This is a genomic window from Flavobacterium sp. (genome assembly GCF_043780635.1).
Classification (GTDB): domain Bacteria; phylum Bacteroidota; class Bacteroidia; order Flavobacteriales; family Flavobacteriaceae; genus Flavobacterium.
The window spans coordinates 1-24,204 of record NZ_JAYWCK010000152.1; the positions used below are offsets into that span (position 1 = coordinate 1).

Below are 24,204 nucleotides of genomic sequence, written 5' to 3' on the forward strand. Positions count from 1 at the left end.
TAAAACAACGAATGTTGGTATTAAAGGAAAAAGGAAGAAAGCCGGCTGGGATAACGATTATCTCGAATATCTAATCAAATTATGATGCGTTTGCCCTGACTGAGTAGTTTCAAATTTTCAAATTACCAATTAAAATGGTATTTTAGCATTCTGTAAATTTCAGTATAAAAATGATTAGCGAATCACAATTCAACAACGAACTTCATCTCATTATAGAAAACGCCATTCGTGAGGATGTGGGCGATGGCGATCACAGCTCCTTGGCTTGCATTCCGGCTTCGGCAACAGGAAAAGCAAAGCTTTTGGTCAAAGAAGATGGTATTATTGCTGGCGTGGCTTTCGCCAAAATGATTTTCGAATATGTCGATAGCAATCTAAAAGTCGAACCCTTTATCACAGATGGAACTCTTGTAAAATATGGTGATGTAGTATTTAATGTTTCAGGAAGTTCACAATCCATCCTTAAAGCCGAAAGATTGGTTCTCAATTCGATGCAAAGAATGAGCGCCATTGCGACCAAAACTAAAAGCTATGTTGATTTGCTTCAAGGAACAAACACACAAGTTCTCGATACACGAAAAACAACTCCAGGTTTCCGTGCCTGCGAAAAATGGGCAGTGAAAATAGGGGGTGGAGAAAATCACCGTTTTGCGCTTTATGATATGGTAATGCTCAAGGACAATCATCTTGATTTTGCTGGTGGAATTACTTTGGCTATAGCCAAAACCAAAGCATATCTCCAAGAAAAAAATCTGGATTTAAAAATCATCGTCGAAGCCAGAGACCTAAATGAAATAATGGAAATTCTAAAAAGCGAAGGAATTTATAGAATTTTGATTGATAATTTTAATTATGAAGATACCCGAAAAGCGGTTGCTTTGATTGGGAATAAATGTCAAACAGAATCCTCAGGAAATATCAACGAAGAAACCATTCGCGCTTATGCCGAATGTGGAGTTGATTATATTTCGTCAGGTGCGCTGACGCATTCAGTTTACAATATGGATTTGAGCTTAAAAGCTTTTTAGAAATCTAAAAAATGAGTAAAGAAATAGAAGAAAGAATAGAACGAATCCACATTTTACGCAATTTAGTTCGTCCACTAAAACGGATAAAATTGCCATGGTTGGCGGGATTGTCTTTTTATGATTTATTGGAACTGTATATACTTGGAATAATGGAAAATGCGCTAACCTATCACGCTAGTGCCATTGCTTTTAGTTTTTTTATGGCATTATTTCCCTTTGCATTGTTCATTTTAAATCTCATTCCATACATTCCAATCGAAGGATTTCAGTTGGATTTTCTTCAATTTGTAAAAGAAGGAGTACCACCTAACACTTTTGATGCGATTGCTAACATTGTTAACGATATCCTGAATAATAGTCATTCTGGATTGCTGTCAACAGGGTTCATCTTGTCAATTTTTCTGATGGCAAATGGCTTGAACGGTATTCTTGGTGGTTTCGAATCTTCAAAGCATGTGCTTATCAAAAGAGGATTTTTGCATCAATATTTGGTTGCGCTTGGAATGTCACTAGTATTGTCGATTTTATTGTTGGCCACCATTGCAATAATTGTGGTTTTTGAGGTTTTCATCCAAAAAACAATTATTCAGGATGTGTTGAGCGATCAGATACCGTTGATCATTTTAGGACGATATGCCTTTGTAATTCTAATGATTTTAGTCACTACATCAATCCTTTTCAGATTCGGAACTAAACATTTTATAGGTGGTCCTTTTATTTCTATAGGCTCTGTATTTACTACAATATTAATACTGCTGGATTCTTATGGGTTTGGAATTTGGGTAATTCGATTTTCTAAATACAACGAATTGTATGGCTCCATAGGAACCTTATTAATTCTGATGTTTTATATTTGGATCAACTGCATGATTTTACTCCTCGGATTCGAATTGAATGCATCCATAAATAAATTAAGGCTCAAACATTCAAAAGCACACCTTCCTACTAAGAATGTGGAAGAGTCAAATCCGATACAATAAATGCATTTCGTCGAAGTAATTTTACCGCTTTCTCTTGCCAAAACGTTTACGTACAGCGTTTCGGAAGCCGAGTATAATTATATTAAAAAAGGAATGCGGGTGGCGGTGCCTTTCGGCAAAAGTAAAATCTATACGGGACTGGTTATCGAAATTCACGAAAATAAACCCACATTGTATGATGCCAAGGAAATTCACCAAATCCTCGACGAAAAACCAATAGTAACGGAAATCCAAATCGCCCACTGGCAGTGGATTGCTTCTTATTATATGTGTGCCATTGGTGATGTGTATCGCGGAGCAATGCCATCGGCTCTTTTGTTGGAAAGCGAAACCATTATTTCCCAAAGGCAAGATGGTTTTGTAGATGAAAGCTTGCTTTCGGATGAGGAATTTTTGGTTTATGAAGCCTTGCAGCAACAAAGTTCCTTGAAGGTGCAGGATATTATTAATATTTTGAACAAGAAGAATATTTTTCCTGTTATCCAAAAATTGATAGACAAAAATATTCTGGTTCTGCAGGAAGAAATGTTGGAAACTTATTCTCCAAAACTCATTCGATACGTAAAATTACATTCAAAATACGAATCAAATGAAGGCCTGAGAAAATTATTGGAAATCCTGAAAAATGCTAATAAACAAAAGGAAATTGTCCTTAGTTATTTTCAATTGAGTGCTTCGGAGAAAAAGCCTATTACAGTTAAAAAGCTAATTGATATTGCTAATTCATCTTCCACAATAGTAAAAGCATTAATCGATAAAGAAATTTTCGAAGAATATTATATTCAGGTAGATCGTGTAAATTTCTCAGGAAAAACTCGGGAAGAACAACTTCAATTAAGTGAAGCACAACAAATTGCTTTCGAAGAAATCAAGTATAGTTTTACCCAAAAAGAAGTGTGTCTTTTGCACGGAGTAACTTCCAGCGGAAAAACCGAAATCTACATCAAACTTATCGAAGAGTATATAAAAGAAGAAAAACAAATCCTGTATTTATTACCTGAAATTGCATTGACTACTCAACTAGTTGGACGATTGCGAGATTATTTCGGTAATAAAGTAGCCGTTTTTCATTCGAAATATAGCAACAACGAAAGGGTAGAAGTATGGCAACAAGTTTTGGCACAATCTCCAAAAGCACAAATTGTCATTGGGGCAAGATCGGCTTTGTTTTTACCATTTTCAAACTTGGGAATAGTCATTGTTGATGAAGAACACGAACAAACTTTTAAACAGGTTGATCCATCTCCACGATATCACGCTCGTGATGCTTCGATAGTTTTGGCAAATAGTTTTAAAGCAAAAGTTTTATTAGGTTCGGCAACGCCTAGTATTGAAACGTATTTTAATGCTCAATCTGGTAAATATGGTTTGGTTGAGATTTCTGAAAGATACGGCAACGTCAGAATGCCCGAAATAGAACTGGTGGACTTGAAAGACAAATACTTTCGCAAAAAAATGTCAGGTCATTTTAGTGATACTTTAATCGAAGAAATCACAACCGCATTGTCATTAGGAGAACAAGTTATTTTGTTTCAAAATCGAAGGGGATTTTCGCCTGTTGTCGAATGTATGACTTGTGGTCACGTTCCACAATGTCCGCAGTGTGATGTGAGTTTGACGTATCATAAACACAAGAATCAATTGCGTTGTCATTATTGCGGTTATTCAATGGCAAAGCCAACGAATTGTCATTCTTGCTCAAGTATCCATTTAACTACAAAAGGTTTTGGAACCGAACAAATTCAGCAGGAATTGGTTGAATTATTTCCAAATGCGAAAGTAGGAAGAATGGATCAGGATACTACTCGCGGTAAATTTGGTTTCGAGAAAATTATTGATAGTTTCAAGAATCAAGAAGTAGAAGTTTTAGTTGGAACACAAATGCTTGCCAAAGGTCTGGATTTTGACAACGTGAGCTTAGTGGGAATTATGAATGCCGACAATATGTTGTATCATCCTGATTTCAGGGCTTTCGAAAGAAGTTTCCAGATGATGACGCAAGTCTCCGGCCGGTCAGGACGTTCTGAAAAACAAGGAAAAGTGATTATCCAAACTTATAATCCAGACCACAATACCATTCGGCAAGTAGTGCAAAATGATTATTTAGGAATGTATAATGAACAGTTGTACGAAAGACAAATTTATAAATACCCTCCTTATTTCAAACTTATAAAGTTGACTTTGAAACACAGAGATTTTGACAAACTCAAGGAAGGTTCAATGTGGCTGTATCAAGTGATGCAACAAAATTTGACAATACCGGTACTTGGCCCTGAAGAACCGCCAATTTCCAGAATAAGGAATGAATACATTAGAACAATAATGATTAAAATTCCACAAAATCAGTCTCTGCAAGGCACAAAAAAAACTATCCAGAAAATCCTGAATAGTTTTGAGGCAGTTGCACAATACAGATCAATTAAAGTGACTGTAAATGTTGATTTTTATTAGTTGATAGCTAAGGCTCTCACTAAATCTTCTTTTTTATGTCTGCTTAATGGGATTTTTGTGATTCCAATTTCGGCAAATCTACTGTTGAAGCGTTCTACTTTATCAATATTGATAATGTAAGATTTATGTACTCTGACAAATTTGTCTTTTGATAGATCTTTTTCGAAAGATTTCATCGTAGAAAGAACCAGATTACTGTCGTCTTCGGTAACAACTTTTACATAATCGCCAAAAGCTTCAATCCATTTTATTTTAGCAGTAAAAATTTTTAGTTTTTTAAGGTTACTTTTAATGAAAATATGATCGCCATCTTCTTCGTGAATTTCAGATTTTAGCAAATGCAAGTCCATGGCTCTTTTTACAGAGGCATTAAATCGATCTACTGCGATAGGTTTTTGAAGATAATCAGTAGCATCATAATCAAATGCTTTCATTGCATACTCAGCCTTGGAAGTGATAAAAATAATTTGGGGCTTTGTTTTTAAGCCATCCAAAAAATCGAAACCGCTAATAACAGGCATCTCAATATCTAAAAAGATCAAGTCCACGTTGTGAATGGTCATACAACCTTTTGCTTCAATTGCGTTAGAAAAATCACCTATTAAATGTAGATTTGGGTGATTATTTACTAACTTTGTGATAATCATTCTTTGGATAGAACTATCATCTACAACGACACAATTTAGTTTCATAATTTATATTATTTAAGATTCGGGATAGTAAAAGTACTATACGTTTTTAATATAACCTAATCTTTATCGGTTTTTTTTGCATTATGACGATTAAAGTTGAATAGTATTTGTTTTTTAAAATAAAATGATTACTTTTGCAGCCAAATTAACAAATACATACATATTTATGAATCATTATGAAACTGTTTTCATTTTAAATCCCGTTTTATCTGAAGTTCAGGTAAAGGAAACAGTAAGCAAATTTGAAGATTTTCTTACTAGCCGTGGAGCTGAAATGGTGTCGAAAGAGGATTGGGGCCTTAAAAAAATGGCTTACGAAATCCAAAACAAAAAATCTGGTTTTTACCACTTATTTGAATTCAAAGTAGCAGGAGAAGTCCTAATTGCTTTTGAAACCGAATTTAGACGTGACGAAAGAGTGATGCGTTTCTTGACTGTAAGTCTTGACAAACACGCTATTTCTTGGGCTGAAAGAAGAAGAACTAAACTTAAATCTGCAAAAGCTTAATCATTATGGCAACATTACAACAATCAGCTTCAGGAAAAAAAGACGGAGATATCAGATATCTTACTCCTTTAAACATAGAAACAAACAAAACTAAAAAGTATTGTCGTTTCAAAAAATCAGGTATCAAATATATTGATTATAAAGATGCTGATTTCTTATTGAAATTCGTTAATGAGCAAGGAAAAATTCTTCCTCGTCGTTTAACTGGAACTTCATTGAAATACCAAAGAAAAGTGTCAGTAGCCGTAAAAAGAGCACGTCACTTAGCATTAATGCCATATGTGGCCGATTTGCTAAAATAATATTAAAAAAACTCAGTTTGTTGTCCCGATAAAATCGGGACTAACTTCTAACAACAAAGGACAACAACATGGAAATTATATTAAAAAAAGACGTTCAAAATTTAGGCTTTAAAGACGATGTGGTAAATGTAAAAAATGGTTACGGTCGTAACTTTTTAATCCCACAAGGTCACGGACAATTGGCTACTCCTTCTGCAAAGAAAGTATTAGCTGAAAATCTAAAACAAAGAGCTCATAAAGAAGCTAAGGTTGTTAACGATGCAAAAGCATTGGCAGAAACCTTGAAAGCATTGGAAATTAAAATTTTCGCAAAAGCGGGTGGAGAAAAACTTTTTGGATCTATCACAAATATTGATATTGCTGAAGCTTTGGAAAAAGCGGGTCAAACAATCGAAAGAAAATTTATCACTAGCGGTATCGTAAAAAGAACTGGTAAATATGCTGCAAGCATTAGATTACACAGAGATGTTGTAGTTGAATTACCTTACGAAATCATTGCTGAAAAAGCATAATTTGTTAACACACTTTGTTTATAAAATATTAAAACCACTCAAATTGAGTGGTTTTTTTTTGTCTAAATTTACCTACTAACCAAAAATCAATAAATATGAAAAAAATTGTTACATTTTTGTTTCTTTTATTTGCCTTACATTCTATGACGGGGCAAACTACAACTTCAAGTATAAAAGGAATTGTGAAGGGTTCCAATTCGGAGTCGCTTCCCGGAGCAACTATTCAGGCAGTTCATACGCCTACAGGATCCAAATATTCGGGTATTTCAAATGAAGACGGACGATACAATATCTTGAATATGAGAATTGGCGGGCCTTACGAAGTTGTTGTTACTTTTGTTGGCAATAAAACTGAAGAGTTCAATGATGTCTATCTTGAATTAGGGAAACCTTTTATCTTGGACATACAATTACAAGATGAGAATCAAAAATTAGATGAAGTAAAAGTTATCACTTCTCAAAATAAAGTTTTTAAAAGCGGGAGAACTGGAGCGGAAACTAACATTGGAAGGAAAGAATTAGCGGCTTTGCCTTCTATTTCTAGATCTGCTGAAGATTTTATAAGATTAGAGCCAACAGCTAGTGCGGGTTCTTTTGGAGGTAGAAATGATCAATATAATAACTATTCATTGAATGGAGCTGTTTTTAACAATCCATTTGGTTTAGATGCTGCAACACCTGGAGGTCAAACTAATGCACAACCTATATCACTAGATGCCATAGATCAAATTCAAGTAGCAACTGCTCCTTATGATGTAACTTTATCAGGTTTTACTGGTGCTTCTGTAAACGCTGTAACAAAATCAGGGTCTAATGAATTTCACGGTACTGCTTATGGGTATTTTAGAAATGAGAATATGACTGGAAATAAAGTGAATGGAGAAAAAATATTCGTTCCATCCTTAGAGCAAACGCAAGCTGGTTTTAGTATTGGAGGCCCAATTATTAAAGACAAATTATTCTTTTTTGCTAATTATGAAATTGATAAAAGAAGTGATTTAGGGTCTAGTTTTATTGCTAATAATGGAGATGCAGTAACAGGAGTGAATGAATCTAGAGTTTTAGAAAGTGATTTATTGGCTGTTTATAATGCTTTGTCAAATTTGAAAGATGCATCAGGGAAAAGTTTTGGATATAATCCAGGTACTTATCAAGGATTTGTTCATAATTCCAATTCAAGTAAGGGAATTATTAAATTAGACTGGAACATTAATGACAATAATAAATTAGCAGTCATCTACAACTTTTTGGATGCCTCTAAGGATAAACCAGCTCATCCAACAGCTTTAGGATTTAGAGGTCCAAGCGCTTCTATACTTCAATTTCAAAATTCTGGATATGAAATTAATAATGAGTTGAGTTCCTTCTTAGTGGAATTGAATTCAAAAATTAGTGAAAAAATTTCTAATAAATTACAGACAGGATATACCTCATTTAATGATTTTAGAAATCCATTTTCGACACCAGCACCAGTTATTAATATAAAAGATGGGGCAGGATCTAATTATATAATTGCAGGTCACGAACCTTTTTCTATAAATAATACTCTAGATCAAAAAGTTTTTCAAATCTCTGATAACTTAAGTTATGTTAAAGGAAATCATGAGTTTACATTTGGTGCTTCATTTGAGAAATTCGCTTTCAAAAATTCATTTAACTTGACGGGTTATGAGAATTTCGGTAATCCAAATGGTTACGCGGGCTTATTTTTCTCCCCTTATTTTACAGTTGCAGATTTTTTAGCAGATGCTGCTAAACCATACGCTCAAAGTATTGTTGCTATTAATATGCAAAATGCCATTGATACTTACAATGCTAAAAGCAAAATTGGAGTAGGAGAAATTGGTGGTTGGAAATTGGCTGAGTTGAATGTAGGTCAAGTTGCTTTCTACGCTCAAGATGACTGGAATTTAAATGATAATTTTAAATTATCTTTAGGTTTAAGGGCTGATAAACCTTTGTACTTCAACACAGCCGATTTAATTCAAAAGTATGTAGATGTTAATGCTGCAAGTGGTAATGTACGTAACGAAAATATAGATTACTATGATCCTGCAACAGGACAACCGGTTAAATTAATTTCTACGGATTTACCTTCTGATAAAATTCTATGGTCTCCAAGGCTCGGTTTCAACTGGAATATGGAAGGGGAAAACATTTCTCAATTGAGAGGTGGAACAGGAGTGTTTACAGGAAGAATTCCTTTTGTGTGGTTAGGGAATCAAGTAAGTGGCGCTGATGATGGATTTTTGCAAATTATGGATCCTGATTATAAATGGCCACAAGTATGGAGAACTAGTTTAGGATACGATCACAAATTCAAGAATAATTATATCTTAACTATTGATATGTCATACAATAAGGACATCAATGGAGTTCATGTTCAAAATTGGGGCTTGAAAACACCTACTGGAACATTAGCTGGATCAGATGATAGAGCTATATATCTTGCTGCAGATAAAGGTGCAAATAATGCATATGTGATGACTAATTCTAATAAAGGTTATGCTTTTAACTCTTCTTTTAAAGTTCAAAAGAATTTTGATAACGGATTATATGCTAGTTTAGCTTATAATTATATGGTGTCAAAAGATGTTAACTCTATAGAAGCAGAAATTACTGGAGATGCTTTTGCATTTAATCCTGCATTGGGAGATGTAAATAAAGATGTCCTTTCTAATTCTAAATATGGCGATAACAATCGTTTTATTGGGGTTGGATCAAAAAAATGGGAATACGGAAAAGACAAATGGGCTACAACCGTTTCTACTGTTTTTGAATATGCTCAAGGTGGTAGATTCAGCTATACTTATGGTGGAGATATCAATAATGATGGTTCTGGTGCGAATGATTTACTTTATGTACCAACTACTGCTGAAATTCAATCTATGACTTTTTCAGGTGCTGGTCAAGCAGCAGCTTTTGATAAATTTATCAGCCAAGATGATTATTTAAGTGGACGTAGAGGTCAATATGCTGAGCGTTATGGTGCTTTGTCTCCTTGGAGAGGAAAGTGGGATATGAAGATTTTACAAGATTATAATTTTAAAGTATCTTCTGCTTCAACAAAAACTAATACAATCCAATTTAGTATTGATATCTTGAATTTTGGTAATTTAATAAGTTCAGATTGGGGATTAGTTCAAGCTCCAATAAGTGTTCAACCAATTGGGGTTTCTGTAACTGGAAATACACCTACATATTCTTTCAACGGAACACAAAAAGAAACTTTTAGTTATGATGCTAGTTTAGCTTCAAGATGGCAAATGCAATTTGGTATTAGATATATTTTCTAATTATCAGAAAAGCTTTAAATTAGCCTTCTCATTCGAGAGGGCTTTTTTACGCTTAATACAATAAAATAATTTAATGAAATACTCAAGATTAACGAAAGAACAATTCGAGGAATTGCACCAAGAATTTATTAATTTCCTTGCTACTCAAGCTATTGATAAAGCCGAATGGGATAAAATTAAAATAGAGAAACCTGAAGTAGCCGAGCAAGAATTGGATGTTTTCTCAGATTTAGTTTGGGAAGGTGTTCTTGGTCGAGCAGAATATTTGGAACATTTTTCCAAAAATCATATTTTCCTTTTTCAATGTTTTGATACTTATGTGCAATCTATTGTTTTGAAATCATTGGTTCCAGAAACTGATTTTCTCACTAAAGAAGGCCTACAATGGTTGAGTGACAATATGTTTACTGAGACCATCGAGATGAAGACTGGCAAAAAAGTATTTACCGAGGAACGCAATACTTCTATTTTTGGATTAATACAACAAGGGTCGTTTTTAAGCGACGGACAATTATATAAACAAATTATTTCGATTATTGAATCGTAATTTTATCGTTTTTTCTATTAAATTGGTTATTTTAGTCCTTTATTTAAAAAGCTAAAATAGCCAATTTTATTTTCTATGGATATTCAAAATACGATTCAAAAATTACGAGAGGAATTAAACCAACACAACTATAATTATTATGTGTTGGACAAACCCATCATTTCGGATTTTGAATTTGATTTGAAATTAAAGCAACTTCAAGAGTTAGAAGATATACATCCTGAATTCTTTGACGAAAACTCACCAACGCAACGTGTAGGAGGAACAATTACCAAAAACTTTGAAACCGTAAAACACGAGTACAGAATGTATTCCTTGGATAATTCCTATTCCAAAGAAGAATTATTAGACTGGGAAAAGCGTGTTCAGAAAGTTTTGGGTGAAGTTCCATTAGAATACACCTGCGAACTTAAATATGATGGAGCTTCAATAAGTATCAGTTATGAAAACGGAAAGCTAAAACGCGCCGTAACTCGTGGAGATGGTGTTCAAGGTGATGATGTTACCAATAATATTAAAACAATTAAATCAATTCCTTTAAAGTTAAAAGGAAATTTCCCCGATAAATTTGATGTTCGTGGCGAAATCATTTTACCTTTTGCCGGCTTCGAAAAAATGAATCAGGAATTAATCGAAATTGGGGAATTACCATATTCGAATCCTAGAAATACTGCTTCTGGAAGTTTGAAGTTGCAAGACAGTGCTGAGGTTGCAAAAAGACCTTTGGATTGTTTATTATATTTCATTATTGGAAATAAATTGCCATTTAATTCTCAGTTTGAAGGTTTAGAAACTGCCAGGAATTGGGGTTTCAAAGTGCCAAAAGAAGCCAAGTTCGCTAATAATTTAGAAGAAGTTTTCCAATTTATTGATTATTGGGATGTTCACCGACATAGTCTTCCTTATGAAACTGATGGTGTGGTGATAAAAGTGAATCAGTTCGAACATCAAGATGAATTAGGATTTACTGCTAAATCACCTCGTTGGGCAATTGCTTATAAATTCAAATCAGAACAGGTTTCAACAAAATTGAATTCCATTTCCTACCAAGTAGGAAGAACAGGTGCGATAACTCCAGTTGCAAATTTAGAACCGGTACAGTTGGCCGGAACTATTGTAAAACGTGCTTCTTTGCACAATGCAGACCAAATCGAAAAATTAGATATTCGTATTGGTGATACAGTTTTTGTAGAAAAAGGAGGGGAAATTATCCCGAAAATTATCGCGGTTGATTTTAGCAAAAGACCTGACAATTCAGAACCTACAAAATACATCACGCATTGCCCTGAATGCCAAACGGAATTAATTCGTGGCGAAAGCGAAGCCAATCATTATTGTCCTAATTTTTATGGATGTCCACCACAAATTATTGGACGAATAAAACATTTTGTTAGTAAAAAGGCCATGAACATTGACAGTTTAGGTGGTGGTACAATCGATTTGTTGTTTTTTAATAAAAAAATTATAGATTATTCTGATTTATATTTTTTAAAATACAATGATATTTTTGGTCTTGAAAAATGGTTAGACAATGATGATGCAGGATTAAAAAACCAAAATCAACTTCAAGTAAAATTAGATAAAGCAATTTTTGGGCTATCAAAAAATTGGGGAAATTTGACTCTTGTTGAATGCCAAAAAATTGCAAGAGAAATTACAAAAATCGCTGACATTCTTAATTTGAGTATTTCAGAATTAAACATAGATATTAAGAAGTTTAAAATTTTCTGTGACAAATTTGCATCATCTATAATTTATATTAATGAAAGTAGGTATAATTCTTTTGATCATTATGTATCATTAAATTATTTGTTGGATGTAAAGTTTAGTAATTATTTCTTTAATGACATTTTTATGCAATCGTCATTGAATGATATGAGTTATATTGATAATGTATTAAATTTAGAAAGCTTAAGAAATGATAAAAAATTCGAAGCTTTTGTTGCAAGTGTAGCTGATAGAAATAGAGTAGGGATAAAAGAACAATCAGCTAAAATCATAATTGAATCAATAGAAAACTCAGCAAAGATACCTTTTGAAAAAGTTCTTTTTGCGATCGGGATTAATGATGTTGGTGAAGTTGGTGCGAAGAATTTAGCTTTTCATTTTAAAAGTATTGATAGATTAATTGGAGCTTCTTTCGAAGAGTTAACAGCAATTAGGGATGTAGGCGTAAGCACGGCTAAAAACATTATTAGCTTTTTTGCAAATAAGCATAACATTGAAATAATTGATAAGTTGAAAAGTTGTGGATTGATTTTTAATGTTGAAGAGAAAGAATTATCATCAAACAAATTAGAAGGTTTGACATTTGTTATTTCAGGAACTTTTGATGTTGAAAGAGACGAACTCAAGAAAATTATTGAAGAAAATGGAGGAAAGAATGTTGGCTCACTCTCAAAAAGTACTTCTTATTTAATTGTTGGAGACAATATGGGGCCAGCTAAAAAAGAAAAAGCTATAAAAGACAATGTCAAAATGATTTCGAAATATGAATTTTATGATTTGATAAGATGAAAAACAATTTTGTAGCAGTCGATTTCGAGATGTCTTATGGACATATACCTTGTTCTATAGGTATCGTTGAGTTTATAGATGGGGAAGTTGCAAATAAATATGAATCGTTAATTAGACCTATAGACCTAAAGTTTAGTCCAATTAATCCAAGTAAAAATGGAGGAATTTATTTAGAAGATGTAATTAATGAAAGGGAATTTGACGAAATATGGAATGAGATTTCACATTTTTTTTGCAACAGAACCATAGTTGCACATCAGGCTTCAACGGATATTAATGTTTTACTTAAAACTTTAAATCATTATAAAATAGAAATTCCAAATTTTAAAAGTTTTTGTACATTAAAAATGTCTCAAAATACTTTTAACTTGGAAAAATTTGGACTTGATATAGTTGCAAAGCATTTAAATATAATTCAAAAAAGTCACCATAATGCTTTGGATGATGCATTTGTATGTGGTCAAATTTTTAATTATTTATGTAATGAAATTGATGAAGATAATATTTTAAGAATCGGGCAATATCAAACAGGAATAAGTTCTAGAAATAAATCTGCGGTTGATATTTACTTTAATAAAGTTAAAGTTGTAAAAAGGAATAATACTTATCCTCCAATTTCTGTAATACAAACCAACATACTTTCGGGTAAAATTCTTATTGTTACTGGCGTTTTCGAACAGTTTTCGAGAGACGATTTGAAAAAAGCGATTGAAGATAACGGCGGAAAAGTGGGAAGTTCCATCTCCACAAAAACTGATTATGTGATTGCCGGAGCTAATATGGGTCCAGCTAAACTGGAGAAAGCAGTAAAACTAAATATTCCAATAATCTCAGAAACAGATTTTATGGAATTGATTAATGAAAACAAATAAATAAGTAATGAGGATTTTTAATAAAGAAAACAGTCTTGAAAATTTATTTATAACATTGTATTTCACTGTGGCCACAATTGAAGTTACAGCGGAATTGTTCTCATATAAGCCTTTTCTCTTTGTTTTTAAACCATTAATTTCAATTGTTTTGATGGGTCTCTATTGGAATACATCCCTTCGAAGAAACCCACTTTTTTTCTGGATAATATTATTTTCATTGATTACCAATGTGTTTTTTATTTTTAACACAGAATTGATGTTATTTTTGGGGTTGATTGCCTTTTTTATACATCGATTACTGATGATTTATTACATCATCAAATTAATAAAGCTAAAGGATTCTATTCCTTTGCTTATAGCAATGATTCCTTTTATTTTCTTTTTCTTCTATTTATTGTCAATAACAAGTGAATTAACATCTAGAAGTTATGGGATTTTGATAATCCAAAATATTTTGATTTCTATAATTGCAGGGATAGCTTTATCTGATTATGTAATGAATAATGGTAAAAAAGATACGACTTGGTTATTTATATTTGGACTGCTATCCGTTAGCCAATATTTCATTGTTTTTATTGAGAAATATTATCTCTCAGATTTATCTCCAATTAGCCTTCGGCCTATAGCTATGATTTTGAATACAGCAGTTTATTATGCTTTTTATAAATTTGTTATGTCAATCGAAAGATTAAACAATAATTGATTTTCCAACAGAAGATTTTGACTTGTCATTATCAAAATAAAAATCAATTCGACCTAGATTTATACCATAACAACCCACTTGGTTAACCAAAACTTCCTTACCATCCAGGTTTTTTACAACAGTTGGTTTGTCCAAAAAAGTGTGCGTGTGACCACCAATAATTAAGTCAATATCCTTTGTAAGTTCAGCCAGTTTCAAGTCGGATATTTTATTCGAATCTTCTTTGCTGTATTTATATCCAAGGTGAGAAAGACAAATAACCAATTCACATTTATTTTCTTGTTTTAGGATCCGAACCATATCTTGTGCCTTTTCTAAAGGATTACTATATACAGTTTCTTTGTACATTCTTTTATCTACAAGGCCTTCGAGTTCAATTCCAAGTCCAAAAACGCCAATTTTTATTCCATTTTTATTAAAAATCTTGAACGGTTTTACAAAACCATCCATCGTAGTATTTTTAAAGTCGTAGTTTGCTGAAACAAATTCAAATGTAGCGTGAGGCATTTGAGCTGTTAAACCATCAACACCATTGTCGAAATCGTGATTGCCAATGGTTGACAAATCATATTTCATCATACTCATCAATTTGAATTCCAGCTCGCCGCCATAATAATTAAAGTAGGGAGTTCCTTGAAAAATATCACCGGCATCAAGTAGTAAAACATCTGAATTTTCCTGGCGAATGGTTTCAATCAATGAAGCTCTTCTGGCAACGCCACCCATATTTGGATTTCGAGGATCATCCATAGGAAAAGGATCGATATGACTGTGAACATCATTAGTATGAAGTATCGTTATATGTTTAATATCTGATTTAAAACTGCTCAACGATAAACCTAAACTCAATAACGCCGTACTTGCAGCCGTTTTCTCTATAAAATCTCTTCTTTTCATTTTTATTTTTTTTGGAGCTATTTACTTCGTCAGTTCGCTTTGCTCATGTCCCGCTTTCCGTTTCAATCCACGCAAAAAAGCGTGGGATTTCCTCTTCAATCGGGGCTAGACAATATAATAGCTATATATTTTTTGCTTTATTCAACACTTTTTTAAAATCTGCAACTTGCAATATGCAACCTGAATTTTATTCAACACTAATCCTCACGTCATTTATCATCGGAATCGTATCCACTTCCTTAAAATAATCAATTAACACATTTCTTAATTTACAGTCTAGATCATATTTTTGAACTCCCTTTTTAAAGAAATTCATATTATCACCGCCATTCGATAAATAATCATTGGTAGCTACATAATAAATAGCGTCTTTTTCGACTGGTTTTCCTTGCACCAATATGTTTTTTGCGATATTATCTTTGCTAATTGTAAACGTAATTCCTGATAAAGGATGTGGTTTTTTTGTAGCAATAAAGTAGTCGACCAATTCAAAAATCTGTTCTCCTTTTAATGCTATAACAACAAGTCCATTTTCAAAAGGCATTATTTCAAAAGCAGTTCTGGTGGTAACATTTCCCTTTGGAAGCATAGCGCGAATCCCACCATTATTAAGGATACATAAATTGATTTCCTTTTTTTCTCGAGCCAAGAATACTATATTCCCTCTTTGTAACGTGACATCTGCCATCAAATTGCCAATAGTGGTTTGCCATTTGCCATCACTTTTATCCAAAGTCACCGGACAATAAGCCAAAATACTGTCTAAATCCTTGTTGATATGCTCTCGATAAGGTCTTACATAGTTTTCAATTTGCGAATCTTGAGTTTCTTTGTCAGTAATTGTTATTCGTTTCCCCTCTATTTTGGAAACATAGTAACTTTGTTTAGCACAGGAAATAATTAATAAAAGTGTTAAGAATATAACAAAAAGTTTCGAAACACCATTATACTTTTTTAGATTTACCATCTGTAATGCGACTTAATTTAATTAATTTTGTAATCAGGTAAAAGTAATATGTTTTTAAATTATATAAAGGATTATTTTTTAATTAAAATTTTAAAAAATAATTTGCATAATGTCAAGGCAAGTACATCAACTAAGTCTATACAAACAGTTGGTTTGCTTGTAGATGAAAGTTATTTTTTCGAAAAAGAAGCTTTGGTAAACGAATTGATTGCCAATGGAATTCTTGAAAGCAATATTAAAATTATTGTTTACAGAGATAAATGGAAGAAAAATGAAGTGTATTCTCAACCAACATTTGGTGCAAATCATGTAAATTGGAATGCGCAAATCACGAATCCGGCAGTAAATGATTTCATTAACGAAAAATTCGATTTATTAATAAGTTATTATGATGTGGAGAAAGCATTTTTACTAAAAATAACCCACAGTTCTAAAGCTCATTTTAAAGTTGGATTTTCATCAGTAGATAAGAGATTAAACCATATGATGATCAATACCAATGCCGAGAATTATAAGGTTTTTGTTCACGAATTATTCAGGTATTTAAAAGTGTTAAATAAAATATAAAAACAAATTATGCAATCATTAATAGGAACTGGTGTTGCCCTAGCTACCCCCTTTAAAAGAGATTTTTCAATTGATACAGAAGCATTAATAAGAATAGTAAATTTCTCTATAGATGGAGGAGTTGAATACCTTGTAGTACTTGGCACAACAGCCGAAAATGCAACTATGTCTCAGGATGAAAAGGAATTTGTAATTAAAACCATAATCGAAACTAACAATGGAAGATTGCCTTTGGTACTTGGAGTAGGAGGGAATAACACGATGGAAGTTGTAGAGGAACTTAAAAATAGAGATTTGTCGCAATTTGCAGCGATACTTTCTATTTCTCCTTATTATAATAAGCCAACTCAAGAAGGAATCTACCAACACTTTAAAGCTGTTGCTGAAGCTTCTCCAATTCCTGTTATTTTGTATAATGTTCCAAGTAGAACAGGAAGCAACGTTTTGCCGGCAACAGTTATACGGTTAGCAAATGATTTCAAAAACATTGTGGCTATCAAAGAAGCAGCTGGTGATATTATTCAAGCAATGCAATTGCTAAAAAATAAACCCAAAGATTTTCTTGTACTTTCTGGGGATGATATGATTGCTTTACCAATGGTTTTAGCAGGAGGTTCTGGCGTTATATCTGTAATTGCTCAGGGTTTTCCAAAAGAATTTTCCGAAATGATGCGTTTAGGCTTAAATCGAAAAGTAGATGACGCCTTTAAATTGCAATACCTTTTTTCTGATTGTATCGATATGATTTTCGAACAAGGAAATCCTGCAGGAATCAAACAAGTGTTTCAGTCACTGGGAATAGCGGACAATACAGTTCGTTTGCCATTAGTAAAAGTTGACGAATCACTTGCCAATCGAATTGATGGATTTGTCAAAAAAATCAATAAATTGACATAAAAAACCTTCCTTTTTTAATAAAAAAATATATTTTGAAGTGGCTAAATTAATACCTAAATTTGCCACCGAAACTTCGGTATGGTTTTTGAAAGTTTGGCTTTCTTCTAAATCATAAAAAAAGTAAATAAAAAAAATGAAAAAATTAGTATCACTATTTCTTATTGTTGTTCTTTTCGCTTCTTGTAGCGAATATCAAAAAGCATTAAAAACCGAAGATGTTGCTGTAAAGTTTGAAATGGCTACTAAATTATATGATGCTGGTAAATATAACGACGCAATTAGACTTATTGAGCAAATTGCACCTGCATATAGAGGAAAACCTCAAGCAGAGAAATTATTTTATATGTTTTCTATGTCCTATTATAATACGAAACAGTATTATTTGGCGGCTTATCAATTTGAAAGTTTTGTTTCTGGTTATCCAAAAAGTGAAAAAGCGGAAGAAGCAGCTTATTTAGGAGCAAAATGCTTTTCGATGCTTTCACCAGTATATAGTTTAGATCAAACAGATACTTTTAAAGCAATTGACAAGCTACAGTCGTTTATAGATACGTATCCAAATTCGACCTATTTACCAGAAGCCAATAAAACTTTGAGAGCTTTAAATGAAAAAATAGAGAAAAAAGTCTTTGAAAATGCAAAGCAATATAACACTACTATGAGTTATACTTTGGAATCTAAGCCAGCATTGGTGGCTTTAAATAATTTTATTGAAGATTATCCTGGAACGCCATACAAAGAAGATGCTTTATATTACATCTTTGATACCTCTTATCAATCAGCAATAAATTGTGTTCCTTCAAAAAAGAAAGAGTTATTAAATGCAGCAAAAGTTGCATATACGAATTTGATAAAATTTAAACCCGATACAAAATACAAAAAGACTGCGGACGAAATGTTTGCAACGATTGAAACAGATTTAAAAAATTTCACTAAATAAATAAAGTCATGGATTTAAGAAAGACAAATGCTCCGGTAAACACAATCACTTACAATAAAAATATTATTGAAGAGCCTACAGGAAATGTGTATGAAGCTATAACAATTATGGCTAAAAGAGCAAATCAAATCAATTCTGAAATCAAAAAAGAATTGACAGAAAAACTCGAAGAGTTTGCTACTTACAATGACAGTCTTGAAGAAGTTTTTGAAAACAAAGAACAAATTGAGGTTTCAAAATTCTACGAAAAATTGCCTAAACCACACGCTTTGGCAGTTCAAGAATGGTTAGATGGTAAAATCTACCACAGAGAAGGAAATAAATAATATCTATAAATGTCAGTTTTAAGCGGAAAGAAAATTTTACTGGGTATTTCCGGTGGAATTGCAGCTTATAAAACAGCTACATTAGTTAGACTTTTCATAAAAGCAGGTGCACATGTCCAAGTGATAATGACACCTGCTTCTAAGGATTTTATAACGCCACTTACGTTATCAACCTTATCTAAAAACCCCGTTTATTCTAGTTTTTACGACCAAGACGAAGATAATGAAAAATGGAACAGCCACGTCGAATTGGGCCTTTGGGCAGATTTGATGGTTATTGCTCCCGCAACAGCAAATACCATGTCTAAAATGGCAAATGGTGCTTGCGATAATCTTTTATTAGCTACTTATTTATCGGCTAAATGTCCCGTTTATTTTGCTCCGGCAATGGATTTGGATATGTATATTCACCCATCTACAATTGCTAGTTTTAAGAAATTGGAACAGTATGGAAATACAATGATTCCCGCCGAAAGTGGAGAATTAGCAAGTGGTTTATCAGGCGAAGGAAGAATGTCTGAACCAGAACATATTGTTTTATTTTTGGAAGCAGATTTAGAAAGTAAATTGCCTCTTAAAGGAAAAAAAATACTAATTACTGCTGGTCCTACATACGAAGCAATAGATCCTGTGCGTTTTATAGGAAATCATTCTTCAGGGAAAATGGGTTTTGATATAGCACAAAGTGCCGTAAATCTTGGAGCTTCTGTAATTTTAGTTTCTGGACCTTCCCATTTAAAAATGGAGAATAGTTTGGTAAAAGTGATTCGTGTTGTTTCAGCACAGGAAATGTATGATGCTTGCCATCAATATTTTGATGATGTTGATGTGGCAATAGCAGCAGCAGCTGTTGCTGATTATAAGCCAAAGAATATTGCGCAACAAAAAATAAAAAAAACGGCGGAAGATTTTACAATTGAACTCGAAAAAACGAAAGATATCTTGGCTTCATTGGGCGAAATCAAGAAAAATCAGTTTTTAATTGGCTTTGCTTTGGAAACAGAAAATGAAATTGAGAATGCAAAGTTGAAAATTCAGAAAAAAAACCTAGATTTGATAGTTCTTAATTCTTTACAGGATGAGGGAGCCGGTTTTGGAAAACCAACTAATAAAATTACTTTTATTGATAAAAATTTCAAAGTTGAACCAATGGAATTAAAATCGAAAGAAGCAGTTGCCGATGATATTTTAAACAAAGTAATAGCACATTTTTTATGACCAGAATAATTACTTTTTTCTTGTTACTTACATTTGGGTTTGCTCATTCTCAAGAGTTGAACTGCACTGTGACGGTAAATACACAAAAACTTAATAATGCAAACCAACAGGTTTTCAAGACTTTAGAAACTTCATTAAGTGAGTTTGTTAATCAAACCCATTGGACAGCATTAACGTATAAACAAAACGAAAAAATTAACTGTTCGATGTTTATCAATATTTCATCGAATGAATCAGATCAATTTACCGCAACTATTCAGGTTCAGTCTTCAAGACTTATCTATAATTCTTCTTACTCATCGCCAGTATTTAATTTTAATGATAAGGATTTTAGTTTTAGATATGCAGAATTTGAAAGTTTAATTTTTAATCCGGCCGAATTTGAATCTAATCTGGTTTCTGTAGTTTCTTTTTACAGCTATATAATATTAGGAATGGATGCTGATAGTTTTGTGCCATTAGCTGGAAATTCTTATTTTGAAATTGCTCAAAATATTTCTAACGTTGCTCAACAAAGTGGTTATAAAGGCTGGAGCCAAACTGACGGAAATCAAAGCAGGTATTTTTTAGTGAACGATTTATTAGCTCCAGTATATAATGACGTTCGTCAAACCTCATTTGCCTATCACTCCGGATTAGATATAATGAGTCAGGATTTGAAATCTGCAAAAGAAAAAATTAAAAATTCTTTGCTTAATTTAGGAAAATTAAATTCTGTAAAACCAAATGCATTTGTGACTCGAGTGTTTTTTGATGCCAAATCAGATGAAATAGTTTCTATTTTTTCAGGTGGACCAAGTATTTCCATAACGGATTTAGTGGAAAGTTTGAATAAAACTTCCCCATTAAACTCCAGTAAATGGGCACTGATTAAGTATTAATTGGTTTCGATTTTTTTTACAATTTCTGTTTTTTCTCATAAAATTATATAAATGATAACTTCCCTGTCGATAAAAAACTACGCTTTAATTGAAAAATTAGCTATCGATTTTTCAAAAGGTTTTTCGATTATTACAGGAGAAACTGGTGCTGGAAAATCTATTATATTAGGAGCTTTAGGTCTGGTTTTAGGAAAAAGAGCCGATTTAACTTCACTTAAAAACAAAGAAGAAAAGTGTATTATCGAAGCTCATTTTGATATTTCAAAATACAATTTACTTCCCTTTTTTGAAGCCAATGATTTAGATTATGAAGATGAAACCATCATTCGTCGTGAAATTCTTCCTTCGGGGAAATCTAGAGCTTTTATAAATGACAGTCCTGTAAATCTTCAAGAACTGCAGGAATTGAGTTTGTTCCTTATTGATATTCATTCCCAAAATCAAACACAGGAACTTTCTGAAGAGAATGTTCAGTTCGAAATTATTGATGCGATTGCTGATAATCAATCAACTATTTTGGATTACCAAATGCTTTTGAAAAGCTATAAATCGGATAAATCCAGGTTGAATTCGCTATTAAAAAAACAAGCAGAATCTTACAAAGAACAGGAATACAACACTTTTTTATTAGACGAATTAATTGTAGCAAATTTGAAATCAGGCGAACAAGAATCTCTTGAAGCAGATTTTGAAAAACTCAATAACGTCGAAATTATAAAAGAATCTCTTGACAAGTCTTTGGCTATAGCCAATGAAGAACAAATAGGAGTGATACACAATTTGAAGGAAATCAAAGTTTCCTTGCAAAAAATTGCTTCCTTTTCGCCAGAATATCATTTTTTATTAGAAAGAATTACAAGTCTAACCATTGAATTTGATGATATTTCGGATGAATTAAATCGATGTTCAGAGAAACTAATTAATGATCCGGAGCAATTGGAATTAATCAGCCATAAGTTGCAAATGATTTACAGTTTGCAAAAGAAACACCAAGTTTCCACAGTTGACGAGTTATTGGAGATTCAAAATAAGTTGGATGAATCTCTTTTAGAAATAGGAAATTTAGAATCCGAAATTTTAGCTTTGACCAATTCAATTCAACAGAAAACGGCAACATTAGATGCTTTATCAAATACTATTCACAAGAAAAGAATTGATTCCATTCCTGTTTTATCCAATAAGCTAATTTCAATTTTAGAAACTTTGGGAATGCCAAATGTTCGTTTTAAAATTGACATTAATTCCACTTCAACTTATTTTGAAAATGGAAAAGATGAGCTTCAGTTTTTATTTTCGGCTAATAAAGGAACTGACTTTGGATTATTGAAAAAAGTGGCTTCCGGCGGCGAAATGTCAAGGATTATGCTAGCTGTTAAAGCAATTTTGGCTCAATATTCAAAATTGCCAACCTTAATTTTTGATGAAATTGATTCAGGAGTTTCTGGAGAAATTGCCAACAGAATGGGAGAAATTATGAAGGAAATGAGTCAGACGATGCAAATTTTTGCTATTACACATTTGCCACAAATAGCTGCAAAAGGAACAGCGCATTTCAAAGTTTCAAAATCAACTATTGGCGAAGACACACAATCTGAATTAAAATTATTATCCAGCGAAGAACGCATTGTCGAAATAGCGCAAATGTTGTCAGGAACTGTAGTTTCTGATTCAGCATTAAACCACGCAAAAGCCTTGCTGAACTAAAGAAATGCCTTATATTTGTCACCTTAAAAATACAGAATAACCGAATAACCTTTAATATATGATTATAGAACCTAGAATGCGAGGATTTATTTGTTTGACATCACACCCAAAAGGATGCGAACAAAACGTAAAAAATCAAATCGAATACGTAAAATCAAAAGGACACATCGAAGGAGCAAAGAAAGTTTTAGTAATAGGAGCTTCAACCGGATTTGGTTTAGCTTCAAGAATTACTAGTGCTTTTGGTTCTGATGCTGCAACGATTGGTGTATTTTTTGAAAAACCTCCCGTTGAAGGAAGACCAGGTTCGCCAGGTTGGTATAATTCGGCAGCTTTTGAAAACGAAGCTCATAAAGCAGGATTGTATGCAAAAAGTATTAATGGAGATGCATTTTCAAATGAAGTTAAAAGACAGACTTTAGATTTGATAAAAGCTGATTTAGGTCAAATTGATTTAATAATTTATAGTTTAGCTTCTCCTGTTCGTGTTCATCCTGTTACTGGAGTTTTGCATCGTTCAGTTTTGAAACCAATTGGAACAACTTACACTAATAAAACCGTTGATTTTCATACAGGATTAGTTTCTAATATTAGTATAGAACCTTGTCAAGGTGATGATATTGCAAATACTGTTGCTGTAATGGGCGGCGAAGATTGGGCAATGTGGATTGATGCTTTGAAAGCGGAAAATCTTTTGGCGAAAGGCGCTACAACTGTTGCATATTCTTATATTGGACCATCATTAACCGAGGCAGTTTACAGAAAAGGAACTATTGGTCGTGCAAAAGATCATCTTGAAGCTACAGCTTTTGCTATTACAGATAGTTTAAAATCTATCGAAGGAAAAGCATTTGTATCCGTGAATAAAGCATTGGTAACACAAGCAAGTTCAGCTATTCCGGTTATTCCTTTGTATATTTCATTGTTGTACAAAATTATGAAAGCAGAAGGAATTCACGAAGGCTGCATTGAGCAAATCCAACGTTTATATCAAGACAGATTGTTTACGGGGAAACCAATTCCAACGGACGAAAAAGGAAGAATTCGAATTGATGATTGGGAAATGCGTGACGATGTTCAGGAAAAAATTGCTACGTTGTGGAAACAAGCTACTACAGAAAGTTTACCAGAAATAGGAGATTTAGAAGGATATAGAAAAGACTTCTTAAACCTTTTTGGCTTTGAATTCGCAGGAGTCGATTATAAAGCAGATGCTGACGAAATGGTTGGCGTTTCGAGCATAGTTTAAAGAAATATTAGATATTTTAAATATTTAAATGTTAAAACCATCACGAAAAACGGAGGACACTGAAAAACATTGCTTATTTTGATTAGCGTTGTTTTCAGACAATAAAAAAGTACTTGTAACAGGATTTTAAAATCCTGTTACAAGCACTTT

At 32.8% G+C, this 24,204-nt stretch carries 21 protein-coding genes and 2 pseudogenes; 20 read left to right on the forward strand and 3 right to left on the reverse strand.

The window, feature by feature from the left end; translation table 11 throughout:
• Nucleotides 1-170: 170 nt before the first annotated feature.
• Genes nadC through priA form a run of 3 tightly spaced genes read left to right on the forward strand, consistent with a single transcriptional unit; the run spans nucleotide 171 to nucleotide 4,459 of the window.
• Nucleotides 171-1,028, forward strand: coding sequence for a carboxylating nicotinate-nucleotide diphosphorylase (nadC, locus tag ACH2BV_RS13845; RefSeq protein ID WP_395051353.1), 858 nt, complete (start codon nucleotides 171-173; stop codon nucleotides 1,026-1,028).
• Between the two features lie 11 nt (nucleotides 1,029-1,039).
• Nucleotides 1,040-2,008, forward strand: a complete 969-nt coding sequence (locus ACH2BV_RS13850; protein WP_395051355.1) for a YihY/virulence factor BrkB family protein — start codon at nucleotides 1,040-1,042, stop codon at nucleotides 2,006-2,008.
• On the forward strand, nucleotides 2,009-4,459 hold the full coding sequence (gene priA, locus ACH2BV_RS13855) for a primosomal protein N' (protein ID WP_395051356.1): 2,451 nt from the start codon (nucleotides 2,009-2,011) through the stop codon (nucleotides 4,457-4,459).
• Here the strand turns inward: priA and ACH2BV_RS13860 are convergent.
• The gene (locus ACH2BV_RS13860; protein ID WP_395051357.1) at nucleotides 4,456-5,151 is read right to left on the reverse strand and encodes a LytR/AlgR family response regulator transcription factor; all 696 of its coding nucleotides are present in this window, start codon (nucleotides 5,149-5,151) and stop codon (nucleotides 4,456-4,458) included. The genes priA and ACH2BV_RS13860 overlap by 4 nt on opposite strands.
• Before the next feature lie 166 nt (nucleotides 5,152-5,317).
• Here ACH2BV_RS13860 and rpsF point away from each other — a divergent pair, with 166 nt between their 5' ends.
• The 9 genes and pseudogenes from rpsF (at nucleotide 5,318) to ACH2BV_RS13905 (ending at nucleotide 14,408) form a co-directional block, all read left to right on the forward strand.
• Nucleotides 5,318-5,659 (forward strand): 30S ribosomal protein S6, encoded by a 342-nt coding sequence (rpsF, locus tag ACH2BV_RS13865; protein ID WP_194313191.1) that lies wholly within the window; start codon nucleotides 5,318-5,320, stop codon nucleotides 5,657-5,659.
• Nucleotides 5,660-5,664: 5 nt separating this feature from the next.
• Complete coding sequence (gene rpsR / locus ACH2BV_RS13870) at nucleotides 5,665-5,961, forward strand: 30S ribosomal protein S18 (RefSeq protein WP_007138295.1); 297 nt, start codon at nucleotides 5,665-5,667, stop codon at nucleotides 5,959-5,961.
• Nucleotides 5,962-6,029: 68 nt separating this feature from the next.
• Nucleotides 6,030-6,473, forward strand: coding sequence for a 50S ribosomal protein L9 (gene rplI / locus ACH2BV_RS13875; RefSeq protein ID WP_395051358.1), 444 nt, complete (start codon nucleotides 6,030-6,032; stop codon nucleotides 6,471-6,473).
• Nucleotides 6,474-6,568: 95 nt separating this feature from the next.
• On the forward strand, nucleotides 6,569-9,769 hold the full coding sequence (locus ACH2BV_RS13880; protein WP_395051359.1) for a carboxypeptidase regulatory-like domain-containing protein: 3,201 nt from the start codon (nucleotides 6,569-6,571) through the stop codon (nucleotides 9,767-9,769).
• 73 nt (nucleotides 9,770-9,842) lie between these two features.
• Complete coding sequence (locus ACH2BV_RS13885) at nucleotides 9,843-10,316, forward strand: DUF6495 family protein (RefSeq protein WP_395051360.1); 474 nt, start codon at nucleotides 9,843-9,845, stop codon at nucleotides 10,314-10,316.
• Nucleotides 10,317-10,391: 75 nt separating this feature from the next.
• The gene (gene ligA / locus ACH2BV_RS13890; RefSeq protein WP_395051361.1) at nucleotides 10,392-12,833 is read left to right on the forward strand and encodes an NAD-dependent DNA ligase LigA; all 2,442 of its coding nucleotides are present in this window, start codon (nucleotides 10,392-10,394) and stop codon (nucleotides 12,831-12,833) included.
• A pseudogene (locus ACH2BV_RS13895) lies at nucleotides 12,830-13,291 on the forward strand (exonuclease domain-containing protein); the annotation flags it as partial. The gene ligA and the pseudogene ACH2BV_RS13895, both read left to right, overlap by 4 nt.
• Before the next feature lie 180 nt (nucleotides 13,292-13,471).
• Nucleotides 13,472-13,705, forward strand: a pseudogene (locus tag ACH2BV_RS13900) (BRCT domain-containing protein); the annotation flags it as partial.
• 7 nt (nucleotides 13,706-13,712) lie between these two features.
• Nucleotides 13,713-14,408, forward strand: a complete 696-nt coding sequence (locus ACH2BV_RS13905; RefSeq protein ID WP_395051362.1) for a hypothetical protein — start codon at nucleotides 13,713-13,715, stop codon at nucleotides 14,406-14,408.
• On the opposite strand, the gene ACH2BV_RS13910 is transcribed toward ACH2BV_RS13905, so the two are convergent.
• Together ACH2BV_RS13910 and ACH2BV_RS13915 are read right to left on the reverse strand one after the other, a co-directional pair.
• Complete coding sequence (locus ACH2BV_RS13910; RefSeq protein ID WP_395051364.1) at nucleotides 14,394-15,305, reverse strand: bifunctional metallophosphatase/5'-nucleotidase; 912 nt, start codon at nucleotides 15,303-15,305, stop codon at nucleotides 14,394-14,396. The two genes, ACH2BV_RS13905 and ACH2BV_RS13910, sit on opposite strands and share 15 nt — an antisense overlap.
• Before the next feature lie 187 nt (nucleotides 15,306-15,492).
• On the reverse strand, nucleotides 15,493-16,272 hold the full coding sequence (locus tag ACH2BV_RS13915; protein ID WP_395051365.1) for a 5'-nucleotidase C-terminal domain-containing protein: 780 nt from the start codon (nucleotides 16,270-16,272) through the stop codon (nucleotides 15,493-15,495).
• Between the two features lie 48 nt (nucleotides 16,273-16,320).
• On the opposite strand from ACH2BV_RS13915, the gene ACH2BV_RS13920 reads away from it, so the two are divergent.
• The 8 genes from ACH2BV_RS13920 to fabV all read left to right on the forward strand — a co-directional run bounded on the left by ACH2BV_RS13920 (nucleotide 16,321) and on the right by fabV (nucleotide 24,054).
• A complete protein-coding gene (locus ACH2BV_RS13920; protein ID WP_395051366.1) occupies nucleotides 16,321-16,839 on the forward strand; it encodes a DUF6913 domain-containing protein in 519 nt (172 codons plus the stop codon).
• Nucleotides 16,840-16,848: 9 nt separating this feature from the next.
• Nucleotides 16,849-17,736 (forward strand): 4-hydroxy-tetrahydrodipicolinate synthase, encoded by an 888-nt coding sequence (gene dapA, locus ACH2BV_RS13925; protein ID WP_395051368.1) that lies wholly within the window; start codon nucleotides 16,849-16,851, stop codon nucleotides 17,734-17,736.
• 133 nt (nucleotides 17,737-17,869) lie between these two features.
• Entirely contained in the window at nucleotides 17,870-18,676 is an 807-nt protein-coding gene (locus ACH2BV_RS13930; protein ID WP_395051369.1) for an outer membrane protein assembly factor BamD, read from the forward strand.
• A gap of 8 nt (nucleotides 18,677-18,684) precedes the next feature.
• Nucleotides 18,685-19,002 (forward strand): DNA-directed RNA polymerase subunit omega, encoded by a 318-nt coding sequence (locus tag ACH2BV_RS13935; RefSeq protein ID WP_300101646.1) that lies wholly within the window; start codon nucleotides 18,685-18,687, stop codon nucleotides 19,000-19,002.
• 9 nt (nucleotides 19,003-19,011) lie between these two features.
• Nucleotides 19,012-20,220: a bifunctional phosphopantothenoylcysteine decarboxylase/phosphopantothenate--cysteine ligase CoaBC gene (coaBC, locus tag ACH2BV_RS13940; RefSeq protein ID WP_395051371.1), complete on the forward strand. Its 1,209-nt coding sequence runs from the start codon at nucleotides 19,012-19,014 to the stop codon at nucleotides 20,218-20,220.
• Nucleotides 20,217-21,101 (forward strand): DUF4835 family protein, encoded by an 885-nt coding sequence (locus tag ACH2BV_RS13945; RefSeq protein ID WP_395051372.1) that lies wholly within the window; start codon nucleotides 20,217-20,219, stop codon nucleotides 21,099-21,101. Before coaBC ends, ACH2BV_RS13945 begins: the two co-directional genes overlap by 4 nt.
• A gap of 51 nt (nucleotides 21,102-21,152) precedes the next feature.
• Nucleotides 21,153-22,805, forward strand: coding sequence for a DNA repair protein RecN (gene recN, locus ACH2BV_RS13950; RefSeq protein WP_395051374.1), 1,653 nt, complete (start codon nucleotides 21,153-21,155; stop codon nucleotides 22,803-22,805).
• Nucleotides 22,806-22,863: 58 nt separating this feature from the next.
• The gene (fabV, locus tag ACH2BV_RS13955) at nucleotides 22,864-24,054 is read left to right on the forward strand and encodes an enoyl-ACP reductase FabV (RefSeq protein WP_395051376.1); all 1,191 of its coding nucleotides are present in this window, start codon (nucleotides 22,864-22,866) and stop codon (nucleotides 24,052-24,054) included.
• Nucleotides 24,055-24,204: the final 150 nt, after the last annotated feature.